Consider the following 24,811-nt stretch of genomic DNA (forward strand, 5'->3'; position numbering starts at 1 on the left):
ATCGCTGCGGGTTTCGCCTGAACTAAGTTCAAATCCACAAAGAGACAAATTTGAATTTTTCGTTTACTCGTAAAGGCGGGGCGAGGACAGCTGCCCATTGAAGGCTGGCGGCACGTTCAGGCAACAAGTGGCGGCCACGGAGGACCGCCGCATTTGCCACCTTCAGGAGCGGCAACCGCACCCACGCCGGACACGCCTTGTTGCAATTCGGCTGGCTGAGAAGGTGGGTTACTTGATATGGGCGAGGATGCCGTCGAGCTCGTCCAGGTTGTTGTAGCTGATCACCAGCTTGCCCTTGCCCCCCTGGCCCGACTGGATCTGTACCGGCGCCCCAAGGCGATCGGACAGGTCGTTGACCAGCGCTTTCACGTTGGGGTCTTCCTTGGGGGCGGCCGGTTTGGCGGGTTTGGCCTTTTCGTAGTCACGCACCAGCTCTTCGGTCTGACGGACGGACAACCCCTTGGCTACCACGGTGCGGGCCGCATCGATCTGCTTGTTGCCATCCAGTGCCAGCAGGGCACGGGCATGGCCCATTTCCAGGTCGCCGTGTTCCAGCAGCTTTTTGACGTCAGGCTCCAGGCTCATCAGGCGCAGCAGGTTGGTGACCATGGCGCGGGATTTACCTACGGCGTCAGCCACTTGCTGATGGGTCAGGCCGAATTCTTCTTTAAGGCGACCCAGGGCAATGGCTTCTTCCATGGGATTGAGGTTTTCCCGCTGGATGTTCTCGATCAGCGCCATGGCAATGGCGGCTTCGTCCGGGACTTCGCGCACTACCGCCGGGATGGTGTCCAGCTCGGCCATCTGGGCGGCACGCCAGCGACGCTCACCGGCGATGATCTCGTAGCGCTTTTCGCCGAGCGGGCGCACCACGATGGGCTGCATGACCCCCTGGGCACGAATGGATTCGGCCAGCTCTTCGAGGGCATCCGGAGACATGTCACGGCGCGGCTGGTAGCGGCCACGCTCCATGTATTCCACCGGCAGGTGGCGCAATTCACCGTCGCGGGGTGGCTGAGTCACCGGATCCGGTTGCTCACCAGCCTCCACACTCACTTCGTCCTGCTGCCGTTGCTGGTAGGACTCATTACTGCTGAGCAGGGCATCCAGGCCCTTGCTGAGACCGCGTTTACGCTTTGCCGCCATGGTGGTTCCTTGTTCTTCTGTGGGAGCGGTGGTTCCACCGCGATCCCCGTTCCAGTGTGAAAATCGCGGTCGAACGACCGCTCCCACAGGTAATGCGTGTCATCTGCCGTGCAATTACGATGCCGCGGCAGGTTGAGTCTTGAGGGCCTGTTCGCGGCGCAGGATTTCGCCGGCCAGTGCCAGGTAGCTTACCGCACCACGGGACTTGGGATCATAGGTAATCACCGGGGCGCCGTGGCTGGGAGCCTCCGCCAGCCGCACGTTGCGCGGAATGATGGTGCGGTACACCTTGTCACCAAAGTGGCTGATCAGCTGGTTGGAGACATCGTTGGAAAGGCTGTTGCGCGGATCGTACATGGTGCGCAACAGGCCGCCGATGTGCAGCTTGGGGTTCAGCACGGTGCGGATTTTTTCGATGGTGTTCATTAGGGCCGTGAGACCTTCCAGGGCGTAGTATTCGCACTGGATCGGCACGATCACCGAGTCTGCCGCGGTCAGGGCATTCACCGTGAGCATATTGAGGCTCGGCGGGCAGTCGATGAGGATATAGTCGTAATTGTCACGGATGCGGGCCAGCGCGTTGCGCAGGCGGAACTCACGGGATTTCATGTCCAGCAGCTGGACTTCCGCCGCCGTCAGGTCGCCGTTGGCGGTGATCAGGTCGAAGCCGCTGTCTTCCGGGGTGTTGACGATGGCCTTTTCGGTGGGCACTTCGTCACACAGTACGTCGTAGATGGTGTAGTCGGTGTCGAACTTGTCCACACCGGAACCGGTGGTTGCGTTCCCCTGGGGATCAATGTCTACCAGCAACACCTTCTTGCGGGTGGCCGCCAGTGACGCCGCCAGGTTCACACTGCTGGTGGTTTTCCCCACGCCGCCTTTCTGATTGGCTACGGCAAATACGGTGGTCACGCTGTTCTCCTTATTGAGACATTGCGGCTCCGCCATGCGGGCGGATCAGACCGCTGTGGAAGCCAGCCTGCTGGCGATTTGCGCTGTCGCAACGAAAATCGCTTGCAGGCAAGCTCCCACACTCCATTCGGCAATGCCGGGCACGGGCATCAGGCCTTGCTTACCACCACCAGGGTGCGGGGTTCGTCCAGACCCGGCACGGTCAGGGTGTGGTGATGCCCTTGCCATTGTGCCGGCAGGGTCGCCAGTTCGTCTTCCGTGCTGGCCGCTTTCATGGCCAGTAGCCGGGTATTGTCGGTCATTATGGACGTCATGAGCGCCAGCATGTCCGACAAGGAGGCAAAGGCCCGACAAATTATCTGTGATGGCGCTTTACGGTACTGTTCCACGCGACCGTGTACAACCTCCACGTTATCCAGCCCCAGTTCCCGGCGGGCCTGGCGCACAAAGCGGGTTTTCTTGCCGTTGGAATCCAGCAGGGTGAACGACTGCTGCGGGCGGGATACCGCGAGGATAATGCCGGGAATGCCAGCGCCGGTCCCCACATCCAGAGTATCGCCCTCGCCCACGAACGGCAGCACCGCCAGCGAGTCGAGCAGGTGGCGGGTCACCATTTCCTGCGGGTCGCGGATGGCGGTGAGGTTGTAGGCCTGGTTCCATTTGACCAGCAGTTCCACGTAGTGGATCAGCTGGCGTTGCTGGTCGTCGCTGAGGGGCAGGCCGAGGGTGTCGATCCCCCGGGCCAGAGTGTCAGCCAGTTGTGCGGGCAGGCTCATGCGTGTTGGGCGGCCTTGTTCTGGTGGTGGTGTTTCTTCAGGTAAATCATCAGCAGGGAAATGGCCGCCGGGGTCACCCCGGGAATCCGGCCCGCCTGGCCCAGGGTGTCCGGGCGCACGGTGCCGAGCTTCTGCTTCACCTCGTTGGACAGGCCTTTCACCTGCTCGTAGTCGAAATCCGCCGGCAGAGCCGTGGTTTCCGCCGCCCGCAGCTTTTCGATCTCGTCGGTCTGACGGTCAATGTAGCCGGCGTACTTGGCGAGAATTTCCATCTGCTCGACCACTTCGGCGGACGGGCGATCTTCCAGCGCCACAGCATTGGCCAGACTGGCGTAATCCAGCTCCGGACGCTTGAGCAGGTCCAACAGGCTGTATTCGCGGGTCAGCGGGTTCTCGATCAGCTGGTTCACCGCTTCAGCCTGCGGTGTCTGTGGCCGCACCCAGGTATTTTTCAGGCGCTGCTCTTCCTTTTCCATGCCCTCGCGCTTGGCATTGAAGGCCGCCCAGCGCTCGTCGTCCACCAGCCCCAGTTCGCGCCCTTTCTCTGTCAGACGCAGGTCGGCATTGTCTTCACGCAGCAACAGCCGATATTCGGCCCGGCTGGTGAACATGCGGTAAGGCTCCTGGGTACCCATGGTAATCAGGTCGTCCACCAGCACGCCGATGTAGGCCTCATCACGGCGCGGGGTCCAGGCATCCTGCTCCAGGCTCAGGCGGGCGGCATTCAGGCCCGCCAGCAACCCCTGGGCCCCGGCTTCTTCGTAGCCGGTGGTGCCATTGATCTGGCCGGCAAAGAACAGCCCCGGCATATGCTTGGTTTCCAGGCTGTGCTTGAGATCCTGGGGATTGAAGAAGTCATACTCGATGGCATAGCCAGGGCGAGTAATGTGGGCATTTTCAAAGCCGCGGATGGAACGCACCGCCTGCAGCTGCACATCGAACGGCAGGCTGGTAGAGATGCCATTGGGATACAGCTCGTGGGTGTCGAGGCCTTCCGGCTCCACAAAGATCTGGTGGGTGTCCTTGTCCGGGTAGCGATTCACCTTGTCTTCAATGGACGGGCAATAGCGCGGGCCGGTGCCTTCGATCACCCCCGTGAACATGGGGCTGCGGTCGAAACCACTGCGAATGATGTCATGGGTCTGCGCATTGGTGTGGGTAATATAGCAGCAGATCTGGCGCGGGTGCTCTTCCACCTTGCCCAGATAGCTCATCACCGGCAGCGGGGTGTCGCCCCACTGCTCTTCCATCACCGAGAAATCCACGGTCTTTCCATCGATACGCGGCGGGGTCCCGGTTTTCAGACGATCCACCCGGAACGGCAGCTCGCGCAGACGGCGGGCCAGCGCATTGGAGGGCTGGTCGCCGGCACGGCCACCCTGGTGGTTATCCAGACCAATGTGGATCACGCCGCCCAGGAAGGTACCGGTACACAGCACTACCGCATCGGCATGAAAACGCAGGCCCATGTTGGTAACAGCGCCGACACAGCGGCCATTGTCCACGATCAGGTCGTCAACGGGCTGCTGGAAGATGGTCAGGTTGGGCTGGTTTTCCAGCGTCTCGCGGATTGCCGCCTTGTAGCGGATGCGGTCCGCCTGGGCACGGGTGGCGCGCACTGCCGGGCCCTTGCGGGCATTGAGCACACGGAACTGGATGCCGCCTTTATCGGTGGCGCGGGCCATGGCCCCGCCGAGTGCATCGATCTCGCGCACCAGGTGGCTCTTGCCAATACCGCCGATGGCCGGGTTGCAGCTCATCTGACCCAGGGTTTCGATATTGTGGGTAAGCAACAGGGTGGACACGCCCATGCGCGCAGACGCCAGGGCGGCTTCGGTACCGGCATGACCGCCACCGATCACGATCACGCCAAAACGCTGGGAATAATCCATCTGACAACAACCTTGCAGGTTTGCCTGCTGCTCAAAATATGATCAAAGGGGCGCGATAGTATAGAAAGAACGCCCCACGCCGCAAGTGTCACGCGTCTCACACCATGCCGTAGGAGCGTCGCTCGCGGCGCGATAACCCACTGCGTTTAAACCGGATTTACCACAGAGCGCGCAGAGGTCACTAAGGAAACACGGTTTTCTCTGTGAACCCAGTGCGCGCTGTGGTGGAAAGGTTTTTGATCCTGGTTTGGAATCGCGCCGCAAGCGACGCTCCTACAGAGAGCATGCAGCCTGGCGCCACTTGCGTGTAAGCTATTCTACTATAGATCGTTCATCTCACTTAACCGGAAAACTCCTTGGATTCATTGAACTTATTCCTGCTGATCGGCACCGGGCTGATGTTCACCGGCTTGCTGCTTGGGTCCCTGAGCGCTCGCTTCGGGGTGCCGTCGCTGTTGATTTTCCTGCTGGTGGGCATGGCGGCAGGGGAAGACGGCCTTGGCGGGATTGATTTCGATGATTTTTCCACCGCCTATGTGATTGGCAACATTGCCCTGGCCGTGATCCTGCTGGATGGCGGCCTGCGCACCCGGCTCAGTACCTTCAAGCTGGGACTGAAGCCGGCGCTCAGTCTCGCCACCCTCGGGGTGGCCATCTCTGCCGGGCTGGTAGGCGCCTTTGCCACCTGGTTGATGGGCGTGGACTGGCGAGTGGGCCTGCTGCTGGGGGGCATTATTGGTTCTACCGATGCGGCGGCGGTGTTCAGCGTGATCAAGGGGGCTGGTGTGTCGCTGAACGAGCGGGTCGCCAGTACCCTGGAAATCGAATCCGGACTCAACGACCCGATGGCCATCTTCATCACCCTGATGCTGGTGGGATTACTGGTCAATCCGGATGCCCAGTGGGGCATTGGCATGCTGGTGACCCTGGTGCAGCAATTCGGCCTTGGCGCACTGATGGGGCTGGTGCTGGGGGTGGTGATCAGCGAACTGCTGCTGCGGGTGCGCAGCAATGAAGGGCTGCATGCATTGCTGCTGTGCTCTGGCGGCGCCATGGTGTTTGCGCTTACTAACCTGGTGGGCGGCTCGGGGTTTCTGGCGATCTACCTGACTGGCCTGGTGGCGGGCAATCGCCGCGGCGGGACCGGCGACAACGTCCTCAAGTCCATGGACTCCATGGCCTGGCTGGCCCAATCCGGCATGTTCTTGATTCTGGGTCTGCTGGTCACGCCGTCGCGACTGACCGAACACCTGGCCTGGGCCCTGGCCGTGGCGGCCTTCCTGATGCTGCTGGCGCGGCCGCTGGCCGTCTGGATCAGCCTGCTGCCGTTCCGTTTTACCTGGCGCGAGGAAATGTTCATTGCCTGGACCGGGCTGCGCGGCGCCGTGCCCATCGTGCTGGCGGTGTTCCCGTTGCTGGCCGGGGTGGAACAGACCTACCTGTTGTTTGATATCACTCTGGTGGTGGTACTGATTTCCCTGATTGGCCAGGGCGCAAGCCTGCGTTTTATGGCGCGACGCCTGAAGGTCTCGGTGCCCCCCTCCACCGAACCCCGGCAGACGGTCGCCCTGGCCGCCCCACGGGACCGCTACTTACTGCAGTTCCAGGTGGAAGATGGCGCCCGTGCAGTGGGCAAACCGTTGGCTGAGCTCTCCGATGACGGGCGCACGCCCTTGATGCTGTACCGCAATCACACGGTGCTGAGCCCACGGGACGAGCCCGTCATTGAAGCCGGCGACCTGATTTCCTGGCTGGCTCCCCTGTCCGAGAAATCGGCGCTGTCTGACCTGTGCCACAAGATGAGTCAGGACGAAAAACGCTATTACGGGGACTTTTCCGTGCTCGGCAAAACCCCGGTGGCCCAATTGGTGGCCGTCTACGGGGTGGAATCTCCCCCGCCCCTTTGGCAGGGGCTCACCGTGGCCGAGCTGTTTACCAAACAGGTCGGCAAGCATGCCGTGGTCGGCGATACGGTACGCATCAGTGGCCTGCGCCTGCGCGCCCGCTCGGTCGAAAATGGACAGGTGGTGCTGGCCGGCTTGAAACTGCCGGGATAGCACAACCTATCCCTGCCCTGACGGTTATTATCCTTACTGTGGCGGGGCGGGCATGCGAGCATGGACCCCCACATTCACTGTCGACACCAACAAGGATGACCCATGGCCCGTTTTGATAATCACCGCATTCTGATCACTGGCGCCGGTGCCGGTATCGGCGCCCTGATGGCAGAAGAGTTTGCGCGCAAGGGCGCCGAGGTGATTGTCACCGCTCGCCGTATCAGTGCCGCCCGCGAGGTCGCCGACCGTATCAAGGCCGCCGGCGGCAAGGCCCATCCCTATGTGCTGGATGTGAGCAAGCTTGCCAGCATCGCCAAATTCCGCGACAAGCTGCACGCCGATGTGGGCCCCATCACCGGGCTGATCAATAACGCAGGCGTGGTATTTGGCGGCGAGTTCGAGCAAGTGGATCTGGAGCAGCACCTCAATACCTTTCGCATCAACAGCGAAGGGCTGATGGCCACCACCCATGCGTTTCTGGATGACCTGATCAGTGCGAAGGAAGGTTACCTGGTCAATATCGCCAGCGCTTCTGCCTTTGTTGGCCTGCCCTATGGCAGCACCTACGCGGCAAGCAAGTGGGCCGTGGTGGGTTTTTCTGAATCCATTCGGCTGGAACTGGACGTGCGCAAGATCAAACACGTGCATGTGACCACCGTGTGCCCCAGCTACATTTCCACCGGCATGTTCGACGGGGTGAAGACGCCCATGTTCACCCCCATGCTGACCCCGGAGAAAGTAGTCAAAAGCATTCTTCGCGGCATGCAGAAGAAAGACAGCTTTGTCATCGAGCCGGCCATCGCCAAATCCACCGAGCTGCTCAAGGCGGCACTGCCGCGCAAGGCCTGGGATGAAGTGGCCTACCGGATCGGGGTATCCACGTCCATGTATAGCTGGAAGGGAAAGAAGTAAGACAGCTGTGAGCTATGCGCTTTGAGCTGTGAGGAAAACCCTTCTGCGGAGCTGCTGCAGGAACGTAGCGCAGCGGCGTTGTTGCGATGTTTGTGGTTTTCCTCAGCGCTCGCCGTTAACAGCTCGAAGCTCAACACCCCGTGAACGCCCATTCACCCTAACGCCGCGCCCCTGCCGCCTTGGCAGTCAATGTCTTTGCGTTGGCTTTCCCCAACAATGCGCTCCGTGATCCGCTGTCCGTTTAAGACCGCCTTTGGCTCTTTATGACAGCCTGACTGATTCTGACGAGGGAATTTCCATGCCGACTTACAAGGCCCCCGTGCGCGACATGCGCTTTTTGATGAACGAAGTGTTCGATTTCGAGAGTCACTACAAGACTCTGCCCAATGGTGAAGAAGCCACCCCGGATATGGTGGAAGCCATCATCGGAGAAATGGCCAAGCTGTGTGAAAACACCATCGCTCCCCTGTATCAGAGCGGCGATGAAGAAGGCTGTGAGCTGAAAGATGGCGTCGTTACCACTCCGAAGGGCTTCAAGGAAGCCTACAACGAATTTGTCGCGGGTGGCTGGCAAGGTCTGAGCCATCCTGTTGAATATGGCGGCCAGGGCCTGCCCATGTCTCTGGGCCTGCTCAAACAGGAAATGATGGCCACTGCGAACTGGTCGTTCTCCATGTACCCGGGTCTGTCCCTGGGCGCGATGAATACCATCCAGCTGCACGGTACCGAAGAGCAAAAGCAGGCTTACCTGGTACCACTGACCGAGGGCACCTGGGCAGGCACTATGTGTCTGACCGAGCCCCAGTGCGGCACCGACCTTGGTCAGGTGAAAACCAAAGCCGAGCCTCAGGGTGATGGCAGCTACAAGATTACCGGCACCAAAATCTTCATTTCTTCCGGTGATCATGACCTGACCGAGAACGTCGTGCACATCGTGTTGGCACGTCTGCCTGATGCCCCCAAAGGCACCAAGGGTATCTCCCTGTTTATCGTGCCGAAGTATCTGCCTGGCAAGATTGGCGAAGACCACGGTGTGAGCGTCGGTTCCCTGGAAAAGAAAATGGGGATCAAGGCTTCCGCTACCTGTGTGATGAACTTTGACGGCGCGACCGGCTTCCTGATCGGTCCGGAAAACAAGGGCCTGGAGTGCATGTTCACCTTTATGAACACTGCCCGTCTGGGTACCGCCATGCAGGGCATTGCCCACGCCGAACTGTCTTATCAGGGCGCCCTGCCTTATGCCAAAGAGCGTAAGTCCATGCGTGCCCTGTCTGGCAAGAAACAGCCCGATGAGATTGCTGACAGCCTGATCCATCACGGTGATGTACGCCGCATGCTGCTCAAGCAGAAGGCCATCGCCGAAGGCGGTCGTGCCATGATCTACTTCGCCGCCCAGTACGCCGACAACATGATTTCCGGCATCCTGGAAGACGACATGAAGAAGTACGAGCACTGGGATAGCGAGCTGGGCTTCTTCACCCCGATCCTGAAGGGCTTCCTGACCGAGAAGGGTCTGGAAGTGGCTAACGACGGCATGCAGGTGTTCGGTGGCCACGGCTACATCAAGGAACACGGCATGGAGCAGATCGTGCGCGATGCGCGGATCTCTACCCTGTACGAAGGCACCACCGGTATCCAGGCACTGGATCTGCTGGGCCGTAAGGTTCTGCTGAGCACCAAAGGCAAATGTGTTCGTGACTTCAGCAAGAAGCTGGTGGACTTCGGCACCAAGAACCTGCGTGATCCGAAGCTGCGTCCGTTCGCCTGGAAGCTGCTGAAAATCGCAGCAGAGTGGAACTACCTGACCACCCGCATCATGCTGGTGGCAGCCAAGGACCGCGACATGGTCTCCACTGCCAGCTACGACTTCCTGATGTACAGCGGCTACGCCATGATGGCGTACTTCTGGGCGCTGCAGGCAGGCGTTGCCAAGGACAAGCTGGAGAACGGCGGTGCCGAGCCGGCGGAATTCTACAAAGCCAAGCTGGCCACTGCAGAGTTCTACTTCGAGCGTATGCTGCCCAGCGCCAAAGGCCATGCCGAAGCCGCGCTGAAGCCTACCAAGAGCACCATGCAGTTGAAAGAAGAGCACTTCTCGTTCGATTATGAGTAAGTGATCGTCAGGCGTCAGATGACTGACGTCGGATGCAAAAAGGGGCGGCCATCAGGCCGCCCCTTTTTTTGTTGCCGCAGACGCGCGCGGCTTTCCAGAAAAGTAGACTATCTGTGGTGGCGTTGAGGAATTCAGCGTTTCGGTTCTGTCATCCAAAAGCAAATTCCAGGCAAATCCACCTGCCCCCATACGCCTTAGTCTTCCGGCAGGAACGCTCCTGCGGATGGGGCCTTACAGCGGACCCATTCCCGCAAGCCACGATGAATCCCCAAAAAAAAACGGCCCCCATGCGGGAGCCGTTTTTCACACTAACCGAAGGTTAGATCGAGAAACTTAGTTGTTCTCGAACTGACCCATGGTGTTGTGCTTACCACCAGCTTTCAGAGCAGCTTCACCAGAGAAGTACTCTTTGTGGTCATCACCGATGTTGGAACCGGCCATGTCCTGGTGCTTCACGGTAGCGATACCGCGACGGATTTCCTGACGCTGAACACCAGCGGCGTAGGCCAGCATGCCTTCTTCGCCGAAGTAGCCTTCTACCAGCTGGTCGGTGGACAGAGCAGCGGTGTGGTAGGTCGGCAGAGTGATCAGGTGGTGGAATACACCGGCTTCACGAGCAGCGTCACGCTGGAAGTTCTGACACCACTTGTCAGCTTCAGCAGCCAGCTCGGAGTCATCGAAGTCAGCGCTCATCAGACGGGTACGGTCGTAACCGGATACGTCTTTACCTTCTTTCTCCCACGCATCGAATACTTGCTGACGGAAGTTCAGAGTCCAGTTGAAGGACGGGCTGTTGTTGTACACCAGCTTGGCAGACGGCTCTTGTTCGCGGATGCGATCAACCATGCCTTTGATGTGCTCGATGTTCGGAGTCGGGGTTTCGATCCACAGCAGGTCAGCGCCGTTCTGCAGGCTGGTGACACAGTCCAGAACAACACGATCGATGTTGGAATCGCGACGGAACTGGAACAGGCCAGAAGCCAGTTTGGTCGGCTTGATCAGCTTGCCAGCAGTCTTAACCAGAACGTCACCGTGAGAAACGGTAGACGGATCGGTGACTTCTTCACCTTCCAGGAAGGAGTTGTACTGATCAGCCAGGTCGCCTTCCTGAGTGGAAACAGCGATCTGCTTGGTCAAGCCAGCACCTTCGGAGTCGGTACGGGCAACGATCACGCCATCGTCAACGCCCAGCTCGAGGAACGCGTAACGTACGGCATTGATCTTGGCCAGGAAGTCGGCGTGAGGAACGGTAACTTTACCGTCCTGGTGGCCACACTGCTTCTCGTCGGAAACCTGGTTTTCGATCTGGATACAGCAAGCACCCGCTTCGATCATTTGCTTGGCCATCAGGTAGGTGGCTTCCGGGTTACCGAAACCAGCATCGATGTCAGCGATGATCGGAACAACGTGAGTTTCGTAGTTGTCGATCTTGTCGATGATTTCAGCTTGCTTGGCAGCGTCGCCAGCTTCTTTGGCATCGTCCAGAGCGCGGTACAGGTGGTTCAGTTCCCAGGCGTCAGCTTGCTTCAGGAAGGTGTACAGCTCACGGATCAGGTCAGCAACGGTAGTCTTCTCGTGCATGGACTGATCAGGCAGCGGACCGAACTGGGAGCGCAGAGCAGCAACCATCCAGCCGGACAGGTACAGGTAACGACGCTTGGTGGTGCCGAAGTGCTTCTTGATGGAGATCAGCTTCTGCTGACCGATGAAACCGTGCCAGCAACCCAGAGACTGGGTGTACAGGCTGTTGTCGGCATCATAGGCGGCCATGTCTTCACGCATGGTCTTGGCGTTGAACTTTGCGATATCCAGATGCGTGTTGAAACGGTTTTGCAGACGCATGCGAACAGCAGATTCCGGATTGATATCTTTCCAGGTGCTGTTGGCACCAATCACGGAGCTAAGTGCTTCGATATCTTTGGTGTATGACATGGTGAACCTCTGATATATGAAATTGATTTATCGATACCGGGGAGGGGCAACCCTGTTCATGTCAGGACATGCCGGCCTACGATGCAGCGCATTCTAGACCTCACCATCCCATAAACATAATCAATACGGTCTATTTTCAGTATTCACAGGATGAATGCTTTGCAGTGGCTGGCGCCTCCCCTTCCTGAGGATAACGAGCGCACAATACCGTCGCATGACGCAAGCCCAGGACGCTCTCCCTCTCACCCTGTTATGACTGCTCAGTCAGCCATCGAGTGTTAGTGAAACCCTGTCGCTACGCAAGCCACAAATTCCTTGCGTATGCGAACGGCATCCCACTGTCTTTCACTGAATCTTCTTCGATAACATTACCCAATGAGACAGCCCTTCTTATTCACATGAATGCCATGATGACCTCGCCGTCGACACAGTGACCCCCACCCGTTTTTATCGCTATCATCCTCTCTGCCAAGCAAAAAATCGGTTTTTTCACCGATTGGCACGGACGCTGCATTTCATTTTCAATAGCGGTAGACAGTCTGTGTAAATGGAACCACGACAAGAGAGAAGGAACAGGACTCTATGAAAGCGCTAAGCCCGGTGGACCAGTTGTTCTTGTGGCTCGAAAAACGCCAGCAGCCCATGCATGTAGGCGGCCTGCAATTGTTCCATTTTCCGGAGGGTGCCGGCCCCAAGTATGTCAGTGAGCTGGCCGAGCAGATGCGTGAATATTCCAGCCCGGTGGCGCCGTTCAATCAGCGCCTTACCCGGCGCCTTGGCCAGTACTACTGGACCGAGGACAAACAGTTCGACCTGGACCATCACTTTCGTCACGAAGCCCTGCCCAAACCCGGCCGTATCCGTGAGCTGCTGGCACTGGTGTCGGCAGAGCATTCCAACCTGATGGACCGGGAACGGCCGCTGTGGGAGGCCCACCTGATTGAAGGCATCCGCGGCCGCCAGTTCGCGCTCTACTACAAGATTCACCATTCGGTCATGGACGGTATTTCGGCCATGCGCACGGCTACACGCACCTTGTCTACCGACCCCAATGAGCGGGATATGGCACCGGGCTGGGCCTTCCAGATCAAGAAGCGCCAACGCTCACTGCCCAGCAACCCGGTGGATGTGGCCTCCAGTCTGGCCCGCCTCACCGCCGGCGTGAGCAAGCAGGCGGCGACGGTGCCTGCGCTGGCGCGGGAGATCTACAAGGTCACCCAGAAGGCCAAGAAGGATGAGAATTACGTTTCCATCTTCCAGGCCCCTGACACCATTCTGAATGGTGCCATCACCGGTTCGCGCCGGTTCGCCGCCCAGAGCTTCTGCCTGTCGCGCCTGAAAGGCATTGCCAAGGCGTTTGGCTGTACAGTGAACACCGTGGTGCTGGCCATGTGCGGTCACGCCCTGCGCGAATATCTGATCAGCCAGCATGCCCTGCCGGACGAACCGCTGATTGCCATGGTGCCCATGAACTTGCGTACCGACGACAGCGCCGGCGGTAACCAGATCGGTATGATCCTGGCCAACCTGGGCACCCATATCTGTGATCCCGGCAACCGTATCCGGGTGGTGCATGACTCCATCGAGGAGGCCAAGCAACGCTTCTCGCAAATGAGTGCCGAGGAAATCCTCAACTTTACCGCCCTGACCATGGCGCCCACCGGCCTCAACCTGTTGACCGGGCTGGCCCCCAAATGGCGTGCCTTCAATGTGGTGATTTCCAACGTGCCGGGGCCCCGTGAGCCGCTGTATTGGAACGGGGCCCAACTCAAGGGGGTGTACCCGGTCTCCATTGCCCTGGATCGCATTGCCCTCAATATCACCCTGACCAGCTACCAGGATCAGCTGGAATTTGGCCTGATCGCCTGCCGCCGGACCCTGCCTTCCATGCAGCGCCTGCTGGATTATCTGGAGCAGTCCATCCGCGAGCTGGAGATCGCGGCAGGGATCAAGTGACGTAGGCAAGCTGGGTAACCCGCTGAACCGCAGGTCGGAAATGGGCGCAAGCCCATCTCCGACATTTCCTGCCCGATGCAAACCGGAGCGGGTGCTATATGACAGCGAAGATCGGCTAACGCCGATTTTCTCCTGACGACAATGGCAGGTAACGGATGACCTCTTCCATCTCCCAAATCACCCGCGGTGAACTGTCCTGCTGGCAGATTTATCATCGAGGACAAACGCTGGTGATCGCCGAACAGGGCGCCCAGGTGCTGGAGTACCGCCACGACGGCGAGCCCCCACTGATCTGGTTGAGCCCGGAAGCGGCCTACCAGCGTGGCCAGAGCGTACGCGGAGGGGTGCCCGTTTGCTGGCCCTGGTTTGGTGGGCTTGGCTTCAATCCCGACGCTGTCGCCTCACGCTATATCCTGGCCGACCCGCCCGCCCATGGCCTGGTGCGAGGCCTGCCATGGACACTGGTAGAGCAGGTGCAGAGCTCGCAGCAATGTGTGCTGCGGTTCCGGCCCGACCCGGATCACCTGCCCGATGAGGCCCCCGGCGTGACCCCGACCCTGATCGTCTGTCTGGACCAGCACCTGACACTGACGCTGGTTAACCACAACCACAGTGAGTCCGAGGTCGCGCTGTCTCAGGCACTGCATAGCTATTTTGCGGTCAGCGACAGCCGGCGGATTACCCTGCAGGGCCTCGATGGGCACCCCTATGTGGATGCTCTGGACCAATGGCACAGCCATTTGCAGCAGGGCCCGCTGACCCTGCAAGGCGAAACGGATCGCCTGTACCTGAAGCTGGGCAATCAGCTCCATATCGACGATCCCGGTTGGCAACGGCGCATTACCCTGTCGGTTTCCGGCAGCCAATCCGCAGTGGTGTGGAACCCCTGGGTCGAGAAAAGTCAGCGCCTGAGCCAGTTCCCGGACGATGCCTGGCAACAGATGATCTGCATTGAAACCGCCCGCGTGCTGGACGACATGCTGGTGCTGGCACCGGGCCAGCACCATGAGATGGCGGTCAGATTTATGACAACGCCGCTGTAAGCCGCAGAAATACGCCATAAAAAGAGGTGGTGATTGCCGTAAAAGGGGAGTAGAGTCGGAAGTGGCTGCGAATTATGGCCGAGGTTTGTGTTGGTAGTTGCCTTCCCTGCGTGAAGCTGAAGTTGTCTCCGAACACCCCCCATCATGGTTTGCAAGCAACACCCTAAGTAATAGTTTTTGAGGTATAGATTCACATGGCTACTGGTACTGTGAAGTGGTTCAACGAGTCCAAGGGTTTTGGTTTCATCTCCCAGGACGATGGTGGTGCGGACGTATTCGTTCATTTCAGTGCAATCACTGGCTCAGGCTTCAAAACCCTGGCCGAGGGTCAGAAGGTTTCCTTCGAGATCCAGCAGGGCCCTAAAGGTCCTCAGGCTGCCAACGTAGTGGCTGACTAAGTCACTGCTTCGGCAAACAAAAAAACCCGCTTCGGCGGGTTTTTTTGTGCCTGGCGAAAATGCCAGGCGTTGTTTATCGCGCCGCGAGCGACGCTCCTACGGGAAGGGTGGGGGGTTTTCATTCACGGTTGGAACAGGGGTTGCTCGAGGAGGGTTTTGCGGTGACGCCAGTCGGGCATGCGGGCGTCCATGAGGGCATGGAAGCCGGGACCGTGGTCCATGTGTTTTAGGTGACAGAGCTCGTGCATCACCACATAGTCCAGTGCATCGGCCGGGTAGTGCAGCAGCGCCATGTTGAGGTTGATGTAACCGCGGGCAGACAGTGACCCCCAGCGGGTGCGCATTTTCTTGATGCGCAAGGTGGGGCGGACAAAGCCCTGTTGTTCAAACCAGTGAAACTGGCGCTCGATACTGTCTTCAAACACCGGTTTGGCCTGGCGGCGCATCCAGCCCTCCACGGCGCTGCGCACCGCCATTTCCTGCTCCGGCTCTGCCACCCGCACCGACAGGTAGGGTCCGCTGAGTGCGACCCGGGTGCGCCCTTCACAGACATCCATCTGCAAGGGCTCGCCGCGCCACGCGAGCGTGGCACCATCTTGCCAGCGTTGCCGGGGGCGGCTGGCCTGGCGCTGTTGCTGGTCAGCTATCCACTGACGCCGGCTATCCACAAAATCCTGCACCATGCGCAGGGACGCCCGCTGCGGCGCACGCACCTGAACACGGCCATCTTCCAGCACACGCAGCTCCAGGCTGCGGCGCTTGCTGCGGATTAGTTGGTAGTCAGTCATGAATCAACCTCGCCGTAGGAGCGTCGCTCGCGGCGCGATAAAAGACCAGGATCAAAAGCAGTTTCACCACAGAGAGCACAGCGTAAATTCCCTTTTTGCCCTCTGTGCCCTATGTGGTAAATCGCTTTTAAAGGTTTGGTTTATCGCGCCGCGAGCGACGCTCCTACAGCGTAGTTAGTGGCTTCCCGGCATTTCCTTATCCAGCTGCTGCTTCACCGCATCGGCGGGGGAAGCGTAGGGTGCCAACCACTGGTACAACACCGGGATGATAAAGAGTGTGAGTACCGTGGCAAAGAGCAAGCCACCCAGAATCACCACGCCGATGGTAAAACGGCTTTCCGCACCGGCACCGGTGGCCAGCACCAGTGGTACGGCACCAAAAATGGTGGACACCCCGGTCATCAACACCGGCCGGAAACGCACAATGGCGCCCTGGTAAATCGCGTCTTTGACGCTGCTGCCTTCATCCCGTAACTGATTGGCGAATTCAACGATGAGGATGCCGTTCTTGGCCATGAGCCCAAGCAGCATGATCATGCCAATCTGGCTGTAGATATTGAGGCTGTCCCCGGTGACGCGGATGGCAATCACCGCGCCGGCCAGCGCCAGTGGCACGGTCAACATGATGATCAGGGGGTGGATCCAGCTTTCGAACTGGGCCGCCAGCACCAGGAACACAATCACCAGCGCCAGCGCAAAGGTAATCAGAATGGCCGAGGATGATTCTTCCAGTTCTTCGGCCATCCCCTTATAGCTGATGCGCGCTTCCAGCGGCAGGATTTCCTGCGCTTTCTGTTCCACATAGTTCATGGCCGAGGCCAGATCGTAGCCTTCTGCCAGGTTGGCAGACAGGGTAATCGCGGGCAGGCGATCCACCCGGCGCAGCTCCGGGGCATCGCCGGTGGTGGTCAGTTCCACCACACTGGAGAACGGTACCAGATCGCCGTTACTGCCGCGCAGGTAGATCGGCAGTACGTCCTCGGGACTGCGGCTGGCGCGTTTTTCGGCTTCCAGCAGCACATCATATTCGCGACCACGATCCACGTAGGTGGACGCGGTGAGGGTGGCGAACATGGCCTGCAGGGTCTGCCCCACATCGGTGGCGGTGATGCCCAGATCCGCGGCCCGTTCACGATTCAGTTTCACGTCCAGTTGCGGCTGGGTTTGTTCGAAATCGGTGTCGATGCTGGTCAGGTTGGGATTGTCATTCATGGCCTGCATCAGGGTTTCGCTCCAGGCCAACACTTGCTCATAGTCTGGTCCGGCGACCACCACTTCCAGTTCCTGATTGAAGGCACTCTGCCCGAGCCCCGGGGGATTCACCGGGAAGGCTCGCAGGCCTGTCACGTTCATCAGCGGGCCACGAATCCCGTTAACGATTTCCTGCTGGGTGCGCTCGCGATCTTCCCAGTCTTTCAGGCGAACAATGGTGAACGCCCGCTCTGCCACCCCCCGGAAACCAACGATTGCCAGCACCCGCTCTGCTTCACCGTTTTCCACCAGCGGCATGAGAATCTCTTCCACGGCCTGGGTGTGATGAGCGCCATATTCCACCGTGGCTCCCTGGGGCGCGGTGGCTGGAATAATAAAGACGCCGCGATCTTCTGTGGGGGCGAGTTCCTGGGGCAATTGACGGAACAGCACCACCGCCACTACACACAACAACACGCAGCCACCAATCAGCAACCCCGGTGATTGCAGGGTCCGTTTCAGGGTGTTCGCGTAGCCATTGTTGAGTCGCGTCAACGCGCGCTCAAATGCGTTGCCCTGCCCTTGCTGATTTTTTTGGCTGTGACGGTGCAGCCAGCGCGAGCACAGCATGGGCGCAAGACTGAGCGCCACGATACTGGAAATGATCACTGCTGAAGCGAGGGTGAAGCCAAATTCACTGAATAACCGGCCCACATCGCCGCCCATGAACGAGATAGGCACAAACACCGCGACCAGGGTCAGCGTAGTGGCGACCACGGCAAAGGCCACCTGCCGGGCCCCCAGGTAAGCCGCCACCAGTCGCGACTCCCCTTCATCAATACGCCGCTGAATGTTTTCCAGCATCACGATGGCATCATCCACCACCAGACCAATGGCCAGAATCAACGCCAACAGAGTGAGCACATTGATGGAGAAATCCATCATCCCGAAACCGATAAAGGCGCCGATCACGGAAACCGGGATGGTGACGGCAGGAATCAGGGTCGCACGCAAATTGCCCAGGAAGGCAAAGATCACGGCAATCACCAGCACCACCGAGATCCCAAGGGTGATCAACACCTCGCGGATAGAGGCGCGAATGAACAGGGACTCGTCAGAATTGATATCCAGATGGATATCGGCCGGCAGGCTTTCGCGCACCGCCAGAATCTCTTCACGCACCAGGTCCGATACCGCCACGGTGTTGGCCTTGGACTGGCGCACGACCCCAAGGCCAATGGCGGTTTCACCGTTGGCGCGAAGGATGGAATCGTCGTTTTCCACCCCCAGGGAAATTCTCGCCACATCACCGAGCCGCAACAGGTAATCGCCCTGGCGGCGCACCACCAGGTCCTTGAAGGCGTCCACGGTTGCCAAACGGTTGTCGGCGCGCAGCGTAAAGGCGCGCGAGTCGGACTCCAGCCGTCCCGCCGGCAGCTCCACATTGTTGCTGCGCAGGGCCTGCTCGATATCGGTCACGGTAACGCCGTTGGCTGCCATCCTCTGACGATCCAGCCACACCCGCATGGCATAACGGCGCTCACCACCGATGATCACTTCCGATACGCCATCGAGCACCGCAAAACGGTCCACCAGAGAACGCTCGGCAAAGTCCGTCAGCTCCTGTGGCGCCAGCGAGGTACTGGTCAGGGTCACCCAGATGATCGGGCGGGCATCCGCATCGGCCTTGGCAATCACCGGTGTTTCTGCTTCTTCCGGAAGGCGATTCAACACCCGTGATACGGCGTCGCGAACATCATTGGCGGCGATATCCACATCCCGCTCAAGGCTGAATTCCACCGTGGTCCGCGCCGAGCCCAACCGGCTGCGCGACTCAATGCGGTGCACCCCTTCCACCCCGGCAATGGCGCCTTCAATAACCTGGATAATCTGGGTATCGATCACCTCTGGTGCCGCGCCGGCATAGTCCACCGTTACCGACACTTCCGGCGGATCAATGTCCGGGTATTCCCGGATCGGCAGTTTCTGCAAGGCACTGACACCGAACACCACGATCAGCAGGCTGATCACCGTAGCGAAGACCGGCCGCTTGATGGACACATCAGACAGGATCATGCGGCCGCGTCTCCCGCCACGTCCTGTGTCGGTGGGGCAATCAAGACCCGCTGTTCCGGCAACAAGGCATCGGGGTTGTCGATGATGTTGACCGCCTGACCACTGCCCAGCCGGGTGTGTCCGTTAACGATGATCTCGGGGTTCCCCACCAGACCGTCACGAATCTCTACCCAACCATCACGCCGACCGCCGAGGGTCACCGGATGACGAATCGCCTGGCTGTTGGCATCCACGGTGAACACATAGCTCTGTGCTCCCTGGGTGATGATCGCCTGTTCCGGTACCAGTAACGCGGTGCGTTGTGCCAGTTGCACGGTAATACGCATGAACTGACCGGGACGTACCCGGTTACCGGGGTTGTTGAGCCGGGCCCGGGCGGTCAGGCTGCGACTGCTGGCATTTACCCGGGAATCCAGATGGCTGATGGCCCCGTCAAAATTCAGGTTCGGGAACGCCTCATTGCTGGCATGCACCCGCAGCCCCACGGTAAGCCGCCCCAGATAGCGCTCCGGTATCTGAAAATCCACTTCGATATGGCCCAGGTTATCCAGCGTGGTGATGGCATCACCGGTTTGAAGATACGCGCCGGGATCCACCTGGCGTAGCCCGACCACTCCCGCAAAGGGAGCCTGAATACGGTGGTCGTTGAGGTTCGCCTGGGCTGCATCGCGATTGGCTCTGGCGGCTTCCAGGCTGGTGCGGAAAGTATCCACTTCCGATTGCGAGATCGCCCGGCGGTCTACCAGCTGCTGGCCACGGCGAAAATCGTCCTGGGCACGCTGGTATTCGGCTTCGGCCCGGGCCAGTTCGGCACGGGCATTGCGATCATCGAGCTGCACCAGCAGCTGACCCCGTTTGACTTGCTGACCCTGTTGAAAATGAATCTTCGAAACCCGCCCGGGCACCTCCGCCAACAGCACCACGGCCTGGGCCGCCCGGGCGGTGCCCACGGCCTCGACCTGATCAAACAGGTCCCGCTCAATGCTGGGTGCCACGTTGACCGCGGTGGGTGGCCGTTGTCGCGGTGCCGCACTATCGGGCACCAGTGCCCACCAGATACCCCCTGCCGCCAGCGCCAACAGCACCAGCCCCGCCAAAATCCGCCCCATGGGGTACTCCCTCAATTCAACACGCCAAGCCTAGCGCGTCATTATGCAAGCAATTCGCAATTCATACGCCAGTCTGACCGCCAAGTATGAAGCTAATTCATTTATGGATACATTCTTTGCGAATATTGCGCCTTGATCTGCTGGTGTCTTGCCGGGAAGGCGCTCCAATGTGGTCATCACCACAGAGGGCAAAGAGATAAAACCGGGGTACTTTGTGGGTCGTCATGCACTGCGGTGAAGGTGGGGTTTCCAGAGTTCAGTTGCGTGGCCGAACCTCCCCTCCTACAGCGTATTCGTCGTGGTTATCGTGGCAACGCTGATTGCAGGTCGCTGTTCTGAGGGAGCGGTGGTTCCACCGCGACGCGCCAAGCGTCGCTGACCCTTCGCGGTCGAACCACCGTATTTGCCAGGGCTTCTTACACCATTTCCGCCCGCATCTTCTTCTTGTCGAGCTTGCCCACGGAGGTACGCGGCAGGGCATCGACAAAAATCACCCGGTCCGGGATGCCATAACGGCTGATGATGCCTTTCTCGGCATAGTCGGCAATCAGGGCCTTGATACCCTCTTCGTCGGCATCACCGCTTTTCACCACCAGCGCCACCGGGCGTTCGCCCCACTTGGCATCCGGCACGCCGACCACTGCACACTCACCCACACCGGGGTGTTGCAGGACAAGGCCTTCCAGATCAATGGAGGAGACCCACTCGCCGCCCGTCTTGATCACGTCCTTGATGCGGTCAACGATCTTCAGCCAACCATCGTCGCTCATCACCGCCACGTCACCGGTGTGCAACCAGCCACCCGCCCACAGCTCTTCGGACTTTTCCGGATCGTTCAGATAACCCTGGGTCAGCCAGGGGGCGCGGACAACCACTTCCCCCTGGCTCTTGCCATCGTGAGGGACGTCGTTCATCTCGCCATCGACGATTCGCAACTGCACCATGGCCACCGGGCGACCGGTGCGGGTGCGGTAGTCGGCCTGGGTTTCCAGGTCGGCGTTCTCCAGCTCCGGGGTCAACTGTGCGAGGGTCAGCAGTGGGCAGGTTTCGCTCATGCCGTAACCGGTATAGATATCAATACCTCGCTCCAGCGCCCCCATGGCCAGGGCCTTGGGCAAGGCCGAACCGCCGATGATCACTTTCCAGCCACTCAGGTCCACGCTCTTGGCGGCTTCCGCCTGCAACAGCATCTGGATAATGGTGGGGACACAGTGAGAGAAGGTGACTTTCTTGCTGACCAGCAGCTTGAGCAGGGTAGCCGGCTCATAACGGCCCGGGTATACCTGCTGCACGCCCATCAGGGTCGCCATGTAGGGAATCCCCCAGGCGTGCACATGGAACATGGGGGTAATCGGCATATAGACGTCGTCTTCGTTGAAGCGACCCTGACCGACACCGGACATGGTGTTACGACCGGCAAAGGTATGCAGCACCAGCTGACGGTGGGAGAAATACACCCCTTTGGGCAGGCCGGTGGTGCCGGTGGTGTAAAAGGTGGTGGCGCGGGTGTTTTCGTCCAGCTCCGGGAACGCATAGCGGGCCGGTGCGTCGGCCAGCAGCGCCTCGTATTCCCCCGCCAGGGGCAGGCTGTCGCTGCCTTTGACCCCGTCATCGTCCAGCAGGATATAGGTTTTCACCGGCTCGATACGGTCTTTCAGCTCTTCCAGCACCGGCAGGAATTCGCTGTTCACCAGGATAGCGTCATCCTTGGCGTGGTTGATGGTGTAAAGGATCTGCTCCGGGCTCAACCGTACATTTACGGTGTGCAGCACAGCCCCCATCATCGGGATTGCAAAGAAGGCTTCCAGGTAGCGGTTGGTATCCCAGTCCATGACGGCGACGGTGTCACCGGGTTTGATGCCCTGGGCGGCCAGCGCCCCGGCCAGACGATGAACCCGCTCCTCAAACTCGCGGTAGGTGTAATCACGACCATTGTAGGTGATGGTCTGGTTCGGCGCCTTGCGCACCCCCGCTTCCAGGATACGGTTGATCACCAGTGCCGGCTCCACGGCGGAAGCACTGCGCTGAATGCTCAGGTCGCTACTCATTTTGACTCTCCAAAGGTCCATAAATATGGCAATTATTATCGTTCCGACGGCGGCAGGGTGTTCCACCTACTCACCAGTATGCCGGCCCCCAAGGGTGGCACAGCCTTCCCCGCAGGTCACCTGCGGCAAACCCGGAACGGTTACAAAATACTACGCCATGTAGACACCCTGTCTAGCAATCTCGTCATCCCCTGGCACGGTTAATTCTTTCGGTTAATGGTGAAGCCGGTTCTGGCGGTGCTAGGGTGCCTTTTCCGATTTGTCTGCCTGCATGTTCTTCAAAGGAGTGAAGAGTCGATGCCCCGCTGGCTTTGCGTACCCCCCCTACTGTTGCTTGTTGCTGGCCCGGGCGTGGCCGCCCCGGCTTTCGAACGACCAGGACTGGGACTGAACCCGGATCTGCTAGGCAAATACCGCATCGCCATTGAACAGGGGCTCCCTGACGCGACACTGGACATGCGCAGCAGTCCGGAAATTACGACCCTGGACTTCAATACCCTGTTGCGATTGCGTGTTATCCCGAAGATGGAAATTCAGGTCGGTATCAACAGTTACCGTTATCAGGAATACACCACCGGAAAACAGTCCAGCGAACTGGATGGAATGGGCGACAGCAGCCTGGGTCTCAAATTGTCCCTCTACCGGGGCGACATCTTTCGCGCAGCATTGCTCGGCGGCATGCTGCTGGATACCGCCAGCGACGCTTTCAGTAATGAAGAAGATGGCAGCTTCATGGCAATCAGTGGAGGCTGGTGGCTGGACGACCGACACCAGCTGCAACTCAGTGTTCGTTATGACGACAGAGGTAACGAAAAGTGGACTACCGTGGTGCCAAGCTGGCACGCACGGCTCAACGAGCAATGGGCGGTCTTTCTTGACGCCGGCCTAAGCCGGAACGACGAAAACGGTGACGATAATCATCGCGCAGGCGGCGGTCTTACCTGGATGCTGACTCCGACGATTCAATTCGATCTTTATGGCCGCGGCGCCCTGGATAACGACAGCGTGGATAATGAAACGGGGCTGGGAATCGCAGTCGCGTTCTAGCCGCCCAACAAGCCCGCTCTCCCAAGCCTTGCCGGTCTTCAAACGGCAGGCAAGACATCAAGGCACTGGTCAGAGGGTTCCTAGTCTCAAAACGTCATCTGCCAGATCATTCGCCAGGGCTTGAAGCCCGCGCTGATTCCCGGACCGCTGAGCATAGGCACGCAGGCCCATGATGGAAAACTGCAACCACCTGGCCAATCGCTCCGGCTGATAGCGGTCCTCGCCAGACCGGGCTATTTCGCTGTTCTCGATGGCGTGCTGAAAAGCCTGTCGGAACAGGCCTTCCATACCCGACAGACTGGCCTCGATTTGCCGTTGCAAGGTGTGGCTTTCCCCCGTTTCCAGCAACCCTTTCACCAGCATGCAGGCACAGGAAGGCAGCTTGTCACGATTCAGTTTACCCAGCTCCCTCACATAGCTGGCCAGCGCATTGAGCACACTGGACTGGCTGGAGACCCGTTGGGAAAACTCGCTGGCCATGTCTCTGGCATACAACGTCAATGCTTCACTATAAAGGCCTTCCTTGCTTCCAAAGGCGGCATAGATACTGCCCGGGCGCATATCCAGGACCTGTTCCAGGTCTTTCATGGAGGTCGCGTGATAACCCCTGTCCCAGAACAGGGCCATGGCGCGTTGTAGACACTCTTGGCGGTCTTGGCGCATTGGTCTTGGCAAAACCTTTCTCTCCTCTGGTGGGTCAATCGCCTCGAATGCAATGCATTTTACTCCTTTTTTGAGTATTCACTCAAAAAAGGTTGAGATTCCACACAATGCTGTTAGGGTTTGATCCTGTATTTGAGCAATCACTCAAAAACAAACCTTTACTGAGGAGTCCCCATGACGGATTTTCAGCTGCATACAGAAGACAGCGCCCCTGAGGCCAGCCAAGCCCTCTTGAAGGCGTCACAGAAAAGCTTTGGCATGATTCCGAATTTGCATGCGGTAATGGCGGAGGCCCCGGGACTGCTGGAGGGGTACCAAAAACTGCATTCCCTGTTTCTTGAAACCAGCTTTAACGATGATGAAATCACCGTCGTTTGGCAGACCATTAATGTGGAACATGCCTGCCACTATTGTGTTCCCGCACACACCGGCATCGCCAAATCCATGAAAGTAGACGACCGCATCACCAATGCATTACGTGACAAGACACCTCTGCCTACCGACAGGCTGGAGGCACTCCGTGACTTCACTCTTGCAGTGGTTCGCGACCGGGGTGAGGTCAGTGAAGAAGCGATCAACAGCTTTCTTGGTGCCGGCTTTGAAAAGCGACATGTTCTCGAGATTATTCTTGGGCTGGCACAAAAGGTGATGAGTAATTACACCAACCATCTGGCCAATACACCGGTTGATGAACCGTTCAAGAAATTCGCATGGCATGGAGCGGAACAGCCCACCTGCTGATGTCTGCTTTG

The 24,811-nt window shown here is 59.0% G+C and carries 18 protein-coding genes; 8 read left to right on the forward strand and 10 right to left on the reverse strand.

Annotated features, from left to right (window positions below; translation table 11 throughout):
* Positions 1–228: 228 nt before the first annotated feature.
* The 4 genes from D4A39_RS08425 to mnmG form a co-directional block, all read right to left on the reverse strand.
* The gene (locus D4A39_RS08425; RefSeq protein ID WP_022985906.1) at positions 229–1,146 is read right to left on the reverse strand and encodes a ParB/RepB/Spo0J family partition protein; all 918 of its coding nucleotides are present in this window, start codon (positions 1,144–1,146) and stop codon (positions 229–231) included.
* Positions 1,147–1,260: 114 nt separating this feature from the next.
* A complete protein-coding gene (locus tag D4A39_RS08430) occupies positions 1,261–2,058 on the reverse strand; it encodes a ParA family protein (protein WP_022985907.1) in 798 nt (265 codons plus the stop codon).
* Positions 2,059–2,207: 149 nt separating this feature from the next.
* Positions 2,208–2,834 carry a 16S rRNA (guanine(527)-N(7))-methyltransferase RsmG gene (gene rsmG / locus D4A39_RS08435; protein WP_022985908.1) on the reverse strand — a complete coding sequence of 209 codons (627 nt, stop codon included), beginning with the start codon at positions 2,832–2,834 and terminating at the stop codon, positions 2,208–2,210.
* Positions 2,831–4,726: a tRNA uridine-5-carboxymethylaminomethyl(34) synthesis enzyme MnmG gene (gene mnmG / locus D4A39_RS08440; RefSeq protein ID WP_022985909.1), complete on the reverse strand. Its 1,896-nt coding sequence runs from the start codon at positions 4,724–4,726 to the stop codon at positions 2,831–2,833. Before mnmG ends, rsmG begins: the two co-directional genes overlap by 4 nt.
* A 356-nt stretch (positions 4,727–5,082) precedes the next feature.
* On the opposite strand from mnmG, the gene D4A39_RS08445 reads away from it, so the two are divergent.
* The 3 genes from D4A39_RS08445 to D4A39_RS08455 all read left to right on the forward strand — a co-directional run bounded on the left by D4A39_RS08445 (position 5,083) and on the right by D4A39_RS08455 (position 9,808).
* Entirely contained in the window at positions 5,083–6,783 is a 1,701-nt protein-coding gene (locus D4A39_RS08445) for a potassium/proton antiporter (protein WP_022985910.1), read from the forward strand.
* 102 nt (positions 6,784–6,885) lie between these two features.
* Complete coding sequence (locus D4A39_RS08450; protein WP_022985911.1) at positions 6,886–7,695, forward strand: SDR family NAD(P)-dependent oxidoreductase; 810 nt, start codon at positions 6,886–6,888, stop codon at positions 7,693–7,695.
* 298 nt (positions 7,696–7,993) lie between these two features.
* The gene (locus D4A39_RS08455) at positions 7,994–9,808 is read left to right on the forward strand and encodes an acyl-CoA dehydrogenase C-terminal domain-containing protein (protein WP_119917878.1); all 1,815 of its coding nucleotides are present in this window, start codon (positions 7,994–7,996) and stop codon (positions 9,806–9,808) included.
* A gap of 333 nt (positions 9,809–10,141) precedes the next feature.
* On the opposite strand, the gene D4A39_RS08460 is transcribed toward D4A39_RS08455, so the two are convergent.
* Positions 10,142–11,740, reverse strand: a complete 1,599-nt coding sequence (locus D4A39_RS08460) for an isocitrate lyase (RefSeq protein WP_022985913.1) — start codon at positions 11,738–11,740, stop codon at positions 10,142–10,144.
* Between the two features lie 582 nt (positions 11,741–12,322).
* Between D4A39_RS08460 and D4A39_RS08465 the strand changes: the two genes are divergently transcribed.
* From D4A39_RS08465 to cspE, 3 genes are all read left to right on the forward strand, one after another.
* The gene (locus D4A39_RS08465) at positions 12,323–13,696 is read left to right on the forward strand and encodes a WS/DGAT/MGAT family O-acyltransferase (protein ID WP_022985914.1); all 1,374 of its coding nucleotides are present in this window, start codon (positions 12,323–12,325) and stop codon (positions 13,694–13,696) included.
* Positions 13,697–13,851: 155 nt separating this feature from the next.
* Positions 13,852–14,739 carry a D-hexose-6-phosphate mutarotase gene (locus tag D4A39_RS08470; protein ID WP_022985915.1) on the forward strand — a complete coding sequence of 296 codons (888 nt, stop codon included), beginning with the start codon at positions 13,852–13,854 and terminating at the stop codon, positions 14,737–14,739.
* 194 nt (positions 14,740–14,933) lie between these two features.
* Positions 14,934–15,137, forward strand: coding sequence for a transcription antiterminator/RNA stability regulator CspE (gene cspE, locus D4A39_RS08475; RefSeq protein ID WP_022985916.1), 204 nt, complete (start codon positions 14,934–14,936; stop codon positions 15,135–15,137).
* A gap of 122 nt (positions 15,138–15,259) precedes the next feature.
* Here the strand turns inward: cspE and D4A39_RS08480 are convergent, their stop codons facing one another.
* The 4 genes from D4A39_RS08480 to D4A39_RS08495 form a co-directional block, all read right to left on the reverse strand.
* Positions 15,260–15,925 carry a M48 family metallopeptidase gene (locus tag D4A39_RS08480; protein WP_022985917.1) on the reverse strand — a complete coding sequence of 222 codons (666 nt, stop codon included), beginning with the start codon at positions 15,923–15,925 and terminating at the stop codon, positions 15,260–15,262.
* 174 nt (positions 15,926–16,099) lie between these two features.
* Complete coding sequence (locus D4A39_RS08485) at positions 16,100–19,192, reverse strand: efflux RND transporter permease subunit (protein WP_119917879.1); 3,093 nt, start codon at positions 19,190–19,192, stop codon at positions 16,100–16,102.
* Positions 19,189–20,301, reverse strand: coding sequence for an efflux RND transporter periplasmic adaptor subunit (locus D4A39_RS08490; protein ID WP_022985919.1), 1,113 nt, complete (start codon positions 20,299–20,301; stop codon positions 19,189–19,191). Before D4A39_RS08490 ends, D4A39_RS08485 begins: the two co-directional genes overlap by 4 nt.
* Before the next feature lie 416 nt (positions 20,302–20,717).
* Positions 20,718–22,349, reverse strand: a complete 1,632-nt coding sequence (locus tag D4A39_RS08495) for a fatty acid--CoA ligase (RefSeq protein ID WP_022985920.1) — start codon at positions 22,347–22,349, stop codon at positions 20,718–20,720.
* A 297-nt stretch (positions 22,350–22,646) separates the two neighbouring features.
* On the opposite strand from D4A39_RS08495, the gene D4A39_RS08500 reads away from it, so the two are divergent.
* A complete protein-coding gene (locus D4A39_RS08500) occupies positions 22,647–23,396 on the forward strand; it encodes a transporter (protein ID WP_022985921.1) in 750 nt (249 codons plus the stop codon).
* 69 nt (positions 23,397–23,465) lie between these two features.
* Here the strand turns inward: D4A39_RS08500 and D4A39_RS08505 are convergent, their stop codons facing one another.
* Positions 23,466–24,059, reverse strand: coding sequence for a TetR/AcrR family transcriptional regulator (locus D4A39_RS08505; protein ID WP_022985922.1), 594 nt, complete (start codon positions 24,057–24,059; stop codon positions 23,466–23,468).
* 174 nt (positions 24,060–24,233) lie between these two features.
* On the opposite strand from D4A39_RS08505, the gene D4A39_RS08510 reads away from it, so the two are divergent.
* Positions 24,234–24,800: a carboxymuconolactone decarboxylase family protein gene (locus D4A39_RS08510; protein ID WP_022985923.1), complete on the forward strand. Its 567-nt coding sequence runs from the start codon at positions 24,234–24,236 to the stop codon at positions 24,798–24,800.
* Positions 24,801–24,811 lie beyond the last annotated feature (11 nt).

This window comes from Alcanivorax profundi, from assembly GCF_003597125.1.
GTDB classification, from domain to species: Bacteria; Pseudomonadota; Gammaproteobacteria; order Pseudomonadales; family Alcanivoracaceae; genus Alcanivorax; species Alcanivorax profundi.